This window comes from Phyllobacterium sp. (genome assembly GCF_037994405.1).
Taxonomy (GTDB): domain Bacteria; phylum Pseudomonadota; class Alphaproteobacteria; order Rhizobiales; family Rhizobiaceae; genus Phyllobacterium.
On the sequence record NZ_JBBNAN010000234.1, the window covers coordinates 22,290 to 35,644 of the forward strand.

General features: G+C 57.3%; 14 protein-coding genes. 5 read left to right on the forward strand and 9 right to left on the reverse strand.

All coding sequences use genetic code 11. The features are described from left to right. The first annotated feature begins 235 nt into the window (after window positions 1-235). From AAAC48_RS13070 to AAAC48_RS13080, 3 genes are read left to right on the forward strand one after another with little or no spacing between them, the layout of a single operon-like run. Window positions 236-1,276, forward strand: a complete 1,041-nt coding sequence (locus AAAC48_RS13070; protein WP_340654598.1) for a methionine ABC transporter ATP-binding protein — start codon at window positions 236-238, stop codon at window positions 1,274-1,276. Further along, the gene (locus tag AAAC48_RS13075; RefSeq protein WP_340654586.1) at window positions 1,266-1,931 is read left to right on the forward strand and encodes a methionine ABC transporter permease; all 666 of its coding nucleotides are present in this window, start codon (window positions 1,266-1,268) and stop codon (window positions 1,929-1,931) included. The genes AAAC48_RS13070 and AAAC48_RS13075 overlap by 11 nt, the downstream gene beginning before the upstream one ends. A gap of 28 nt (window positions 1,932-1,959) precedes the next feature. Then, entirely contained in the window at window positions 1,960-2,739 is a 780-nt protein-coding gene (locus AAAC48_RS13080) for a MetQ/NlpA family ABC transporter substrate-binding protein (RefSeq protein ID WP_340654599.1), read from the forward strand. Between the two features lie 26 nt (window positions 2,740-2,765). Here the strand turns inward: AAAC48_RS13080 and ugpC are convergent, their stop codons facing one another. From ugpC to AAAC48_RS13125, 9 genes are all read right to left on the reverse strand, one after another. Continuing rightward, on the reverse strand, window positions 2,766-3,842 hold the full coding sequence (ugpC, locus tag AAAC48_RS13085; protein WP_340654587.1) for a sn-glycerol-3-phosphate ABC transporter ATP-binding protein UgpC: 1,077 nt from the start codon (window positions 3,840-3,842) through the stop codon (window positions 2,766-2,768). Between the two features lie 7 nt (window positions 3,843-3,849). Next, on the reverse strand, window positions 3,850-4,698 hold the full coding sequence (ugpE, locus tag AAAC48_RS13090) for a sn-glycerol-3-phosphate ABC transporter permease UgpE (RefSeq protein WP_340654588.1): 849 nt from the start codon (window positions 4,696-4,698) through the stop codon (window positions 3,850-3,852). A 9-nt stretch (window positions 4,699-4,707) separates the two neighbouring features. Continuing rightward, window positions 4,708-5,598 carry a sn-glycerol-3-phosphate ABC transporter permease UgpA gene (ugpA, locus tag AAAC48_RS13095; RefSeq protein ID WP_340654589.1) on the reverse strand — a complete coding sequence of 297 codons (891 nt, stop codon included), beginning with the start codon at window positions 5,596-5,598 and terminating at the stop codon, window positions 4,708-4,710. A 65-nt stretch (window positions 5,599-5,663) separates the two neighbouring features. Continuing rightward, complete coding sequence (ugpB, locus tag AAAC48_RS13100; protein ID WP_340654590.1) at window positions 5,664-6,974, reverse strand: sn-glycerol-3-phosphate ABC transporter substrate-binding protein UgpB; 1,311 nt, start codon at window positions 6,972-6,974, stop codon at window positions 5,664-5,666. Between the two features lie 151 nt (window positions 6,975-7,125). Next, window positions 7,126-7,725 carry a bifunctional nicotinamidase/pyrazinamidase gene (gene pncA, locus AAAC48_RS13105; RefSeq protein WP_340654591.1) on the reverse strand — a complete coding sequence of 200 codons (600 nt, stop codon included), beginning with the start codon at window positions 7,723-7,725 and terminating at the stop codon, window positions 7,126-7,128. Between the two features lie 54 nt (window positions 7,726-7,779). Next, window positions 7,780-8,940, reverse strand: coding sequence for an N-acetylglucosamine-6-phosphate deacetylase (gene nagA, locus AAAC48_RS13110; RefSeq protein WP_340654592.1), 1,161 nt, complete (start codon window positions 8,938-8,940; stop codon window positions 7,780-7,782). After that, window positions 8,937-9,947 (reverse strand): SIS domain-containing protein, encoded by a 1,011-nt coding sequence (locus tag AAAC48_RS13115; RefSeq protein ID WP_340654600.1) that lies wholly within the window; start codon window positions 9,945-9,947, stop codon window positions 8,937-8,939. Before AAAC48_RS13115 ends, nagA begins: the two co-directional genes overlap by 4 nt. Window positions 9,948-9,964: 17 nt before the next feature. Next, window positions 9,965-10,750: a GntR family transcriptional regulator gene (locus AAAC48_RS13120; protein WP_340654593.1), complete on the reverse strand. Its 786-nt coding sequence runs from the start codon at window positions 10,748-10,750 to the stop codon at window positions 9,965-9,967. After that, window positions 10,743-11,630, reverse strand: a complete 888-nt coding sequence (locus AAAC48_RS13125) for a BadF/BadG/BcrA/BcrD ATPase family protein (RefSeq protein ID WP_340654594.1) — start codon at window positions 11,628-11,630, stop codon at window positions 10,743-10,745. The genes AAAC48_RS13120 and AAAC48_RS13125 overlap by 8 nt, the downstream gene beginning before the upstream one ends. A gap of 198 nt (window positions 11,631-11,828) precedes the next feature. Between AAAC48_RS13125 and AAAC48_RS13130 the strand changes: the two genes are divergently transcribed. Continuing rightward, window positions 11,829-12,740, forward strand: coding sequence for an N-acetylmuramic acid 6-phosphate etherase (locus AAAC48_RS13130; RefSeq protein ID WP_340654595.1), 912 nt, complete (start codon window positions 11,829-11,831; stop codon window positions 12,738-12,740). Between the two features lie 35 nt (window positions 12,741-12,775). Continuing rightward, a partial coding sequence (locus AAAC48_RS13135) for an ABC transporter substrate-binding protein (RefSeq protein WP_340654596.1) occupies window positions 12,776-13,355 on the forward strand: 580 nt, incomplete at its 3' end.

Sequence of the window (13,355 nt, forward strand, 5' to 3'; positions counted from 1 at the left end):
GCGGGAACTCCGCGTCTTGCCCGAAAATTCCACTCTCAAATCAAGCCGAAATGTTCATGCCTGCCGTCAAGGTCTATCGAAAATCGCAGATGGTCTGTATAGACGGTCGCAAAAAGACAACAGGGCGGATGTGCGAGCACCGCAAATGAATATGGCAATTGTGACAGACAAGGTAAAAAGCCCACCTAAGGTGGCTGCGAATGACGAGCTCGAGGTGTCCAGGCCGGCCAACCCCATGGTCGCGTTCGAGCGGGTCTCCAAGCGCTTTGCGGCAGGTCGCACCGGCGCAGAAGTGGTGGCGCTCGACAATATCGACTTGATTGTTCCGCGCGGATCGGTGACCGGAATTATCGGACGTTCCGGTGCGGGTAAGTCCACGCTGATCCGTCTGGTCAACGGATTGGAGAAGCCAAGCTTCGGCGGTGTTCTCGTCGATGGCGTGGATGTCGCCGGGCTCGACGAGAAAAGCCTGCGCTCTGTGCGCCGCTCGATCGGCATGATCTTTCAGCACTTCAATTTGCTTTCCTCGCGAACGGCCTTCGACAATATCGCGCTGCCGCTTGAAATTGCAGGCGTGGATAAACAGTCGATTGAAAAGCGTGTCACGCCGCTGCTTGATCTCGTTGGCCTTTCCGACAAGCGTGATCGCTATCCGGCCGAACTTTCCGGCGGGCAGAAGCAGCGCATCGGTATTGCCCGCGCGCTGGCCACCGAGCCAAAGCTTCTGCTTTCCGACGAGGCGACATCGGCGCTCGATCCGGAAACAACGCGCTCGATCCTGGCGCTGCTCAAGCAGATCAACAAGGAACTGGGCCTGACCGTCCTTCTGATTACCCATGAGATGGAGGTGGTGAAAACCATTGCCGATCATGTTGCGGTCATCGATGGCGGCCGCATTGTCGAGCAGGGCTCGACATTCGATGTCTTCACTGGCCATACCCATGAAACGACACGGGCTCTGCTTGGCGGTCTCGCCGGGATGCGCCTGCCGGAGTTTTTGACCAGCCGCATGTCAGAGCAGCCGGAGCCCGGTTCTCGCACTATCCTGCGCGTGATCTTCAAAGGGGAGAATGCAACGGAGCCGATGCTTGCGCGGCTTGGCAGTGACCTTGGCATAGAGGTCAACATTCTGGCCGGCGCTGTGGACGAGATTGCCGGGCGACCCTTCGGCATGCTCGTTGTTTCGTTGCGGGCCGACGAGGTAAAAATCACCGAGGCCCGGCAGTTTCTCGCCAATCATGGCCTGTCATCGGAGGTGGTCGGTTATGTCCGCTGATATTCTCGCGCTTCTTCTCAAAGCAACTGGCCAGACACTGTACATGGTCGCCGTGGCCGGGCTGATCGGCTCGCTTTTGGGTATTCCACTGGGTGTGTTCCTTGCAACAAGCGGCCGGGGTGAGCTCTTTCCTGCACCCTCGGTCAACAAGGTGCTTGGCGTCATCGTCAATGCAACGCGTTCGACGCCGTTCATCATCCTCGTTGTCGCCATCATTCCATTTACGCGCCTTGTCGCGGGGACATCGATTGGCACGACCGCGGCTATCGTGCCGTTGACCATCGCGACAATTCCCTTTGTGGCACGGCTGGTGGAAACGGCAATCCGGGAGGTCGATCCCGGGCTCACGGAAGCAGCGCGCGCCATGGGTGCGAGCCCGATCCAGATCGTGTTCAAGGTACTGCTTGCCGAGGCGCGGCCTGGCATCGCTTCGGCCTTGACCCTAACGATCGTCAGCCTGATTGGCTATGCCGCCATGGTCGGCGCGATTGGTGGCGGCGGTCTTGGTGATCTTGGTATCCGTTACGGCTACCAGCGCTTCATGCCTGACGTCATGGCGGTTGTTGTTCTGGTGCTGATTGTGCTTGTGCAGCTCGTGCAAAGTGCCGGCGACCGGCTGGCACGGCGGTTCGACAAGCGCATCCGTCCCCGTTGAGTTCTTCATAAGACAGGAGTTTGAAATGCTGAAGAAAATCCTTGCCAGCGCAGCGTTGGCAGCAATCCTGAGCGCGACCGGCGCACTGGCCGAGACAATCAAGATCGGTGTGACCCCGGGTGAACACGCGCAGATCATGGAAAAGGTCAAGGAAGTCGCCAAGCCCAAGGGACTTGATATCGAGATCTTCGAATTCTCGGATTATGTGGTTCCGAACCAGGCCCTGAACGATGGCGAGCTCGATGCCAATTCCTTCCAGCACAAGCCATATCTCGACAACCAGATTGCCGACCGCAAGTTCGATCTGGTCGATGTTGCCTATACGGTCAATTTTCCGATGGGCGTCTATTCAAAAAAAGTGAAGAGTTTCGATGAGTTGGCGGACGGTGCTACCATCGCGATTCCGAATGACCCGACCAATGGCGGCCGCGCTCTGCTCATCCTGGCGGACAAAGGTGCAATCAAGTTGAAGGACGGAGTTGGCCTCAAGGTCACGACCGCGGACATCACCGAGAACAAGAAGAACTTCAAGTTCGTTGAACTCGACGCCGCCCAGCTGCCACGCTCGATCGACGATGTGGATGCTGCTGCGATCAACACCAACTATGCGCTCGAGGCTGGTCTTGATCCGATGAACGGCACGATCCTCAAGGAAGGTGAAAAGGCTCCATACATCAACTTGATCGCCGTTCGCACCGCCGACAAGGACAAGCCTTGGGTGAAGACTCTGATCGAATCCTATCATTCGGATCCGGTGAAGCAATTCATCCTCGACAAATACAAGGGTGCGGCCGTTCCCAGCTGGTAAATGTGAATTCCGGAAAGGATCTCACCCTATAGGTGGGATCTTTTTCCGTCCGCACCAAAAAGATGCAGCTTTTCCTTCGGGATGATCACCCGCAGATGGTCCCCGGGCTGGGACACCGAGCGCCCGGCGATGCGCACGACAACCCGCTCGCCGCCGATAATGCCGTAGACATAACTTTCTGCACCAACCGGCTCGACGCCCAACACCTTGAGATCGAGCAGCAATCCGCCAGCATGCGTTTCGCCTCCGGCGGCTACTTCCAGATCTTCCGGCCGAAAACCGATCACTGCGCCAGTCGCTGGCACCGTTAGGCCTTCAGCGCCAATGCGGGTCCCATCCTTCAGCACAAGGCCGAAGCTGTCCGCTGTGACATGTACGAGGTTCATTGGCGGGGCGCCGATGAAACTGGCAACAAAAGTACTGGCCGGTTTTTCATAGATATCGAGCGGTGCGCCGATCTGCTCGACCGAGCCTGCATTCATGACAACAAGCGTATCCGCCAGTGTCATGGCCTCGAGCTGGTCATGGGTCACATAGACACTGGTAACACCCAGCTGGCGCTGCAGGTTCTTGATCTCGACACGCATTTGCCCGCGCAGCTTGGCATCGAGATTGGACAGCGGCTCATCGAAGAGAAACACTTTCGGGCTGCGGACAATGGCGCGGCCCATGGCGACGCGCTGGCGCTGGCCACCAGAAAGCTCTTTGGGACGACGTTCCAGAAGGTGAGTCAATTCAAGTATTTGTGCGGCTTCTCTGACACGCTTGTCGATCTGGTCTTTCGGCATGCCACGATTGCGCAGGCCATAGGCCATGTTGTCGTAGACCTTCATATGCGGATAGAGCGCATAATTCTGGAAAACCATAGCAATATCGCGTTCAGCCGGGCCAAGGTCATTGACCACCGAATTCTCGATCTTGACCGTGCCGTGTGTGATGGATTCGAGGCCCGCGATCATGCGCAGCAGAGTCGATTTTCCGCAGCCGGAAGGCCCAACCAGGACGCAGAGTGTGCCATCCTCAATGGCAATATTGACGCCTTTGACCGCCTCGACCGAGTTTCCATAGACCTTGCGGACATTGGTGAGTTCTACGCTAGCCATATCAGTATCATTTCTCCGTTTCGACCAGTCCGCGCACGAACCAGCGCTGCATCAAAACGACAACGAGGATCGGAGGAACAATGGCGAGAATGCAGGTGACCATCACCAGATGCCATTGTGTATCGGCATCGGCGAAGGAGATCATTTTGCGCAAACCGATGACGATGGTCGTCATGTCGTTGCGGTTGGTCATCAGCAGCGGCCAAAGATATTGCGTCCAGCCATAGATGAAGAGGATCACGAACAGTGCCGCGATGTTGGTTTTCGACAGGGGCAGGAGGATATCCTTGAAGAAGCGCCATGGTCCCGCACCGTCGACGCGGGCAGCTTCGACCAGTTCGCCGGGGATGGTCATGAAAAACTGCCGGAACAGCAGCGTCGCCGTTGCCGATGCCATCAGCGGCAGTGTCAGCCCCGTATAGGTATCGATCAAACCAAGATCGACCATCACCTTGTAGGTCGGCAGAATGCGCACTTCGACCGGCAGCATCAGCGTGATGAAGATTAGCCAGAAGAAGATCATGCGGCCGGGAAAACGGAAGAAGACGATCGCGTAGGCAGACAGGATCGAGATGACGATCTTGCCGATAGCAATTGCGAGCGCCATGATCACCGTGTTGAGGAGAAGGCGGTCGACGCCGACGCCGCCGATACGGCCGACACCACCGAAGAGTGCTGCTGAATAATTCTCCCAGAAATGGCTTCCGGGCAGCAGCGACAGCGGCGGACGCATGATTTCCTGCAGCGACTGCGTCGAAGCAACAAAGGTGTAATAGATCGGGAACGCCACGATCAGAATGCCGATGATCAGGATGATATGGGCGATGAGGCGGCTGATGGGATTGTTCTGGATCATCTCCACCCCTCAGCCGTAATGGACTTTGCGCTCGACGTAGCGGAACTGGATCGCCGTCAAGCCGATGACGATGATCATGAGGATCACCGATTGCGCTGCCGAGTCGCCAAGGATCAGATTGACGAAACCGTCATTGTAAACCTTGTACACGAGTGTTTCCGTGGCTTTGCCGGGTCCGCCTCCCGTAACCGCATGGATGATGCCGAATGTGTCGAAGAAGGCGTAGACCGTGTTGACGACCAGCAGGAAGAAAGTTGTCGGCGCCAGCAGTGGAAAGACGATCGTCCAGAAGCGCTTTGTCTCGCCCGCACCGTCGATGGCGGCGGCTTCGATCAATGACTTTGGAATAGATTGGAGGCCCGCGACAAAGAAGAGGAAATTGTAGCTGATCTGTTTCCAGGCCGCGGCGGAAACGACGAGTACCATGGCCTGGTCGCCATTGAGCAGCGGGTCCCAATTGTAGCCGGCTGAGCGAACCAGATAGGCGAGCGTACCCATCGACGGATTGAACAGGAAAAGCCAGAGCATGCCGGCGATGGCCGGCGCAACCGCATAGGGCCAGATCATCAGCGTGCGGTAGATGCCTTTGCCCCGGATTACCTTATCGGCCATGACGGCGAGCAGCAGGGCAAGCGCCATCGCAATAAGCGCGGTCGCTATGGAGAAAATCACCGTCACCTGGAGCGAATTCACATAATTCGGGTCGCTAATGACACGCTTGAAATTGCCGAGGCCGACAAATTGCGTTGAAAGACCAAACGGATCCTCGCGCAGAACGGATTGGTAGATGGCCTGCGATGCGGGCCAGTAGAAGAAAATAGCGGTAATGGCGAGCTGCGGTGCCAGCAGCAGATAGGGCAACAACTTGTTTGGAAAAGTAACGCGTGTTGACGATGCCATGGATGCCTCGTTTGAAAAAAAGCCCTGTCCGTAGCGGTACGGACAGGGCGATCAAAAGCGGACTATTACTGACCGAGGGCCTGCTTTATCGCAGCATTGCCACGCTTGACGGCATTGTCGAGAGCCTGCTGGGCGGTCTGCTTTCCGGCCAGCATGTTTTCGTACTCCTCGTTCTCAATGTCGCGGACCTGCGGCAGGTTGACGAGGCGCACACCCTTGGAATTCTCCGTCGGGGCCTTGCCCAACATCTGCTTGATCGGAATCTCGCGGGCGGGGTTCTTGTCATAGAAGCCGGATTTCCTGGTTTCCTCATAGGCAGCCAGCGTTACCGGCAGATAGCCCGAAACCTGATGCAGCCGCGCCTGGATGTCGGTCTTCGACAGGAAATTGAAGAAGGCCGCGACACCCTTGTACTGTTCATCGCTCTTGCCCGCGAATACCCAGAGGCTCGCACCGCCTGGTATCGTGTTTTGCGGGGCGCCCTTGGCTTCCGGCTCGTATGGCAGTTGACCCGTGCCGTAGTTCATGCCGGATTTAATGACGTCGCCAAGCCCACCGGAAGATTCTGTGAAGATGCCGCATTCGCCTGAAATGAAGAGCTGCTTTGCTTCCGAGGTGCGTCCGCCATAGCGGAAGGTGCCGTCCTTGGCGAGATCAGCCAGTTCCTGGAAGTGCTTGACGAAAATCGGCGCGTTGATCTTCAGCTCGACATCGTTGCCGGCGATGCCGTTTTCATTGGTACCGAAGGCCACATTGTTCCAGGCGGCAAAGTTTTCCGTATGGATCCATGTCAGCCAGGTTGAGGTAAAACCGCAATTGGCTGCACCGCTGGTCTTGATCTTCTTGGCAGCTTCCCAGACTTCCGGCCATGTCTTTGGCGGGTTGTTCTCATCAAGCCCGGCCTTCTTGAAGATGTCCTTGTTGTAATAAAGGATCGGCGAGGAGCTGTTGTACGGGAACGACAGCATCGTGCCGTCCGGTTTCGAATAGTAGGAAACGATGCCGGGCAGATAGAGGCTCTTGTCGAACTTCGCGCCGCCCATCGAGAGAATGTCGGCTACGGGTTTGACCGCGCCTTCAGCGGCCATCATGACGCCGGTGCCTGCGTCGAACACCTGCATGATGTCGGGTGCCTGCTTGGCACGGAAGGCGGCGATGCCGGCATTCAGTGTTTCCGGATAGGTTCCCTTGAATACAGGGACGACCTTGTACTCGCTCTGGCTCGCGTTGAATTCTTTCGACAGCGTCTCGACAACTTCGTTGTTGGCGCCGGTCATTGCGTGCCACCAGCTGATTTCGGTAACTGCGAAGGATGAGGTGGATGAGGCGAGAACAATGCCAAGAGCAAGGCTTAAACGTGTACCACGATAAGTCATATCAATTCTCCCATGATAAGGCGTCATCTGAAGTGCGCTTGGGTGCAGTATCTCCATTATGTGACAGAGAAACAACAGCTTTATGACTTTGGGTTCAAGCCCTGTGGAAAAATGCGCAGCTGTTCAATTTTGCGCCATTGAAATTGGATGTTCAGACCAATGTCACGCCGGCCTTGCGCATTTTGGTTGTCATTGCGGCAAGCGAACCACCGAGATTAATGCTGCGGCATGCATCGAGAAGCACATCGGCGGCAAATCCATGCGCGACCGCATCGAGCGCGGAATAGGCGACACAATAGTCAGTCGCGAGACCAACGAAGGTCACATTCGTGATTTCGCGTTCGCGCAGATAACCGGCGAGGCCCGTAGGGGTCTTGTGATCATTTTCGAAGAAAGCCGAATAGCTGTCGACGTGCGGCCTGAAACCCTTGCGGATCACCAGTTCGGCCTTCGTCCATTGCAGGTCCAGGTGGAAGTCAGCTCCCGCTGTACCCTGGATACAGTGATCCGGCCATAGCGTCTGCTCGCCATAGGGCATCATGATTGTTTCGAACGGCGCCTTGCCGGGTTGCGACGATGCGAAGCTCGAATGCCCGGCCGGATGCCAATCCTGGGTAAGGATAACATGGTCGAAGCGCATGATGAGCTTGTTAATGATCGGGACGATCTCGGCGCCGCCCTCGACACCAAGCGCGCCGCCCGGACAGAAATCATTCTGCACATCGACGACGATCAATGCGTCCTTGGCCATCCTAACTCTCCGATTTGTCTGATGAGTGCCAGTATGGCAAATCGGGTCTAGGCGTCAACGTGCGTAGTGCGAATCTCCATCAATCCAGACATGATTGACGTCGAGATTGTCATCGAGGTGGACGATATTCGCGACAAAGCCGGGTGCCAGGCGGCCGTAGCGGTGGTCGATACGAATGCTCTCAGCTGGGTATAACGAAGCCATACGCAGTGCCTCGTCCAGCGAGAGCCCAAGTTCGCGATGGACAAACCTGACGGCGGAGATCATGTCGAGGTCGGCGCCGGCGAGCGTCCCGTCTTCCAGCGTCAACCGCCCGCCGGCGCGTGTGATTTTGCGGCCGTTCAGAGTGAACGAGGTAATATCCGTACCAATGGTCGACATCGCATCGGTGACGAGGAATATCTTTGACGGTCCTTGCTTGGCGCGCAGCGCGATCGACATTGAAGCCTTGTCGACATGAAAGCCATCGGCGATCAGTCCAGCAGACAATTCGCCCGACTGCAGAACAGCTCCGACCACGCCTGGACTACGATGACCAAGCTGGCTCATCGCATTGAACAGATGCGTTACCATCGTGGCACCGGCATCCTTGGCTGCCATGGCGACTTCGTATGAAGCGCCGCTGTGGCCGAGACTGACAATCACCCCGGCATCGGCCATGGCCCTGATCTTGTCTACCGGCACCGTTTCCGGTGCGACGGTTGTCAGGAGAACCGGGATTTCCTGCACCGCCTCAATCAGCGCAACGAGATCGGCGTCGTCCATCGGCCGGATCAACTTCGGATCGTGCGTGCCCTTGTGGCTCACAGACAGATGCGGCCCTTCGATGTGCAGGCCGAGGAAGCCCGCGACCTTTTCCTGTGCCGCGGCCTTGCCGGCGGCAAGCGCCGCCGCCGTAATCTCGGGCGTGTCGGTGATCAGCGTCGGGAGGAGGGCGGTCGTGCCAAAGGCAAAATGCGCATCGCATATTGTGCGGATGGCGTCGACGCTCGGGCCGTCGTTGAGAAGCACGCCGCCGCCGCCATTGACCTGGATATCGATGAAGCCGGGGACGAGTTTGCCACCCTTCAACTCGACCTTGCGAAGATCGCCGGGCAATGTTGATGCTGCCACAATATCCTTTGCCAGGCCGCCATCGACAACCAAGGCCGAATCGGCGTGCCAGCTTTCGCCGTCGAATATCTCGGCGCCAGTAAGTGCGTATGCGGTGCTCATATGGTTTCAGTCACTTTTCTCAAATGTGGCGGCTCATCCGGATTCAATCCCCGGCTACGGGCGAAGCTTTCCACGAATGCATAGAACGACACAAGCAATGCCAGCGGATCAGTCAAGGGATGTGAGGTCGCGATGAACGGCAGTGCCGTCGCCTTGGATGGCTTGTCGGATGTGATGAAGACCGCAGCGCCCTGTTCAGCAAGACGGTCGGCTGCCTCAACCAGAGAATCTTCCGCGGCATCGCGCGCCGCCAGTACCAACACAGGGAAGCCTTTGCCGACGATTGCCTTTGGGCCGTGCATGACTTCAGCAGCACTGTAGGATTCTGCATGAACCGCGCTGGTTTCCTTGAATTTGAGCGCGACTTCGTTGGAAATGGCGAGCGATGGCCCGCGTCCGAGGACAAAGAGCGAGTTTTCATCCTTCAACGCGCTCGCAAAGGGTGACCAGTCGCAGTCGATGGCCTTTGCCAGAGCGGCAGGAAGCACATTTATGGCGGCAAGCAATTTCTTATCCTCGGTCCAATGTCCGATCAATGCGAGCCCGGCAACTGCCGAACTTACAAAAGACTTTGTCGCGGCGACGCTACGCTCGGGTCCGGCCAGAACGTCGATGGGAAAGTCGCTGGCATTGGCAAGGTCAGAATGGATGACGTTAGTGATGGCAATCGTCAGCGCACCACTTTCGCTTGCTGCCTTTGTCATGCTCACAATGTCAGGGCTCTTGCCCGACTGCGAAATTGAAAGGGTCGCTGCGCTGCCAAGCTTCAGCGTTACCCCATAGATTGAAGCCACCGAGGGGCCGAGCGAGGCGACGGGGACCCCGGCGGTAAGTTCACTCGAATATTTCAGGAAGGCAGTGACGTGATCGGATGATCCGCGCGCAATCGATGCCAGGAAGGGCGGGTTCTTCTCGCGCAGCCTCTCGCCGGCTGCAGCAAGCGTATCGCGGGAGGCGTCCAGAAACCGCGCTGTGACGGCGGGAATTGACAGGATTTCTTCCCGCATAAGGGTGGTCTTGGTGGTCAAAGCACTGCTCCTGATATTTCCGAAGAGTCGCCGAGTTTCAGTTCGGCGACAAACTCATAGGCGTCGGCACGGTAGATTGATCGCGTGAATTCAATGACCTTCCCCGACTCCAGATAGGATATGCGCTCGATGTTCAAGCTGGCCGAGCCGGCCGGAACCTGGAGCAATTTAGCATCATTTTCCTTCAGTATGGCCGCAGAAATGCGCTGTATGGCCCGAACCGGGCGATTGCCGCCTTCCGCCAGTACGGCATAGAGCGAAAGCGTAACCAATTCCGGGTTGGGCAGGACGTGAACCGACAGCGCTGCTCGCTCGATCGCCATCGGTGTGTCATTGGCAACGCGCAACCGGCTGATGCGCGCGACCTTCTCGCCGGACGACAGGCCGAGTGTCACCATTTCCTCCGGCGAGGGCGCATAGATGCCGCGGTCGAGCCAGGTCGAGCGGACAATCATCCCCCGACGTGCCATGTCCTCGGTGAACGATGTGAGATGCGAGAGCGATTGCTCGACGCGCTCGGAACGCGGCGCGACGAATGTGCCGGAGCCGTGTCGCTGTACAAGAAGGCCGCTGTTGACCAGGCCCTGAACAGCCTTGCGTACAGTCACGCGCGATATATCTGCCATGGCTGCAAGCTCACGCTCCGGCGGTAGAGCGTCCCCAGGATGAAGCTTCCCATCACGTACGGCATTCTCGATAAGCCGCTGCAATTTCACATATAGCGGCCCGCCACTGACAGAATCATTCAGCGTGGGAAGAATGTCGATCAAACCATCAGCCATGCATGGCCTCCACGGATGTCGAAGCAAAATTACGGACTGCCAGCTGAACGGCCCCGGTCAGCGCATCATTGAGAGGTGTTTGCAGTTTTGCCCGATAACGCGGCGACAGCAGCGGCCCGTAAAGCGGACCAAGGCCTCCCAGCAGTGAGAGACGCGTTGGTATTCCCCCCATGATTGCGTCAAGTCCCTCTTCGATCTGGCCGACGGTTTTCTTCAGAAGGGCAGCGGCGACCGCATCTTCCTGAGGCGCATACTCGAAAACCATGGGCGCAAACGACCCAAAGTCGCTCGGGCGGGCCGAATGGGCGAACTGGACGATACGGTGCGGATTGCCACCAAATCTCTCCATGACCGCTTCGGTCAGGGGGGAGGCCGGATGGAACCGATCATAGGCGAGCAGTGCTTCCTCTAGCAGATCGCGGCCCAGCCGCGCGCCGCCGCCTAGGTCGCTGACCTTGAAACCCCATCCGCCGGCGAAGCGAATTTCGCTTCCCGAGCGGGTGACAAAGGCCGATCCGGTACCGAGAATGACGACGGTTCCGTCATGGTCTCCGAGCGCGCCTTGGAGCGCAATCACGCCATCGGAATAAACAAGGGAATTCTTGAACGGCAGCATGGCTTGCAACTGTGCACCGTTACTACCGACATTGGCGCCAGCAAGGCCAAGCACCGCCGAAATGGAAGTAATCGCCGACTGCTCAATGTGCGCGGCAATGAGCGCGGCTTCCGTAGCATCGAGAATGTTGAGACGAGCGGTATTCATGTCGGTCATGATATTAGCCGAACCACTCTTGCCGGTACCTAGGACCTGGCCGCTCATATCGGTCAGGGCCGCCCTGCAGCCTGTTCCGCCACCATCAATTCCCAGGAGATAAGTCACGTTCAATCATCCTCCGAAAACAGAATACCAATAAAATACCAATAGCCAAGCTTTAATTTTTACTTTTTCCGATTTTCCTTGTTAGCATTGAAATAATTGAATAAAAATACCAAAATCAAAATCAATGCGGAAATTTTTTAAGAATTACTGGACAAGTGGTATTTTTTTGGCATTAATTATCGCAACGAGGAGAGAACAGTGGGAACAACCCGTACCGAGCAGCGTAATGACAAGGCATCTGGACTGGACGAGCGATCGCCAGAAGATGTTCTTCATTTGCTGCACGAAGCGCAGATCGAGGCCGCAGCCTCAGTTGGCCGTGCGACGGATTCCATTGCGCAAGCCTCCCTTCTGGCGGCCGCAACGCTATCTGCCGGTGGCCGTCTCGCCTATGCGGCGGCAGGCAGTTCCGGCTTGATGGCATTGGCCGACGCGCTTGAATTGCCTGGTACCTATGGCATTGCTCCTGACCGTATCGTCATTCTGCTTGCTGGCGGTGTCGCCAGCCTCAGCCGGCTCGCCGGCGTCTATGAAGATGATACGAGCCAGGCGGCCAAAGACATCGCCGAAGCTGACCTTCAGACGGGCGATTGCCTGATCGCGATATCCGCCAGCGGTACAACGCCCTATGCGCTCGCAGCCATCGAAGAAGCCAAGAGGCGTGGCCTGAAGGTTATCTCGATTGCCAACAATCCCGACGTACCCTTGTTTGAACAGGCGGACGTCTCGATCACCTTGCAAACGCCGCCGGAAATGGTGGCGGGGTCGACGCGCATGGGAGCGGGGACTGCCCAGAAGATCGCGCTCAACCTTATGTCGACTTTGATGGCCGTACGTCTCGGCCATGTGCATGACGGCTACATGGTCAATCTCACAGCGGACAATATCAAGTTGCGCGAGCGGGCGGCGCGGATCGTTTCGGCCATCAGCGCCTGCGATATCGGCGACGCTGTAAAGCTGCTGGAGGCGAGCGGCGGTTCGGTCAAGTCAGCGATCCTGCTCGCGGCGGGTGCGCCAAACGCAGAAAAAGCATCAGAAATTCTCGAAAGCAATCAACAGAGGCTTCGCCCGGCGCTTTCGGAACTGAAGGGGAGCCTTGGCTCTCGTTAACGGCACTGCTCATAAGGGTGCAACAGGAGACTAAAATGGGAAGCACGACATTAAAAACACTGCTTATGGCGACGAGCATCCTGGCTACGGCTGGTTTTGCCCACGCCGCCGACACCACGCTGACGATGGAAAGCTGGCGTACGGACGATCTCGCCATCTGGCAGGAGAAGCTCATTCCGGCTTTCGAAGCCAAGAACCCGGGCATCAAGATCAAGTTTGCTCCGACACCGCCAACCGAATATGACGCCGCTCTCGGCGCACGTTTCGATGCGGGCAGCGCCGGTGACATCATCACCTGCCGTCCATTCGACAAGTCACTGGAGCAGTTCAAGCGCGGCAATCTGACCAGCCTGAATGGCCTTGGCGGCATGAAGAACTTCTCGGATGTGGCCAAGGCTGCCTGGACGACCGACGATGGCAAGGACACGTTCTGCGTGCCGATGGCTTCGGTTATCCACGGCTTCATCTATAACAAGGACGCCTTCGACAAGCTCGGCATCGCGATCCCGACGACGGAAGCTGAATTCTTCGCTGCCCTCGACAAGATCAAGAAGGACGGCACCTATATCCCGATGGCCATGGGCACGAAGGACCTTTGGGAAGCTGCAACCATGG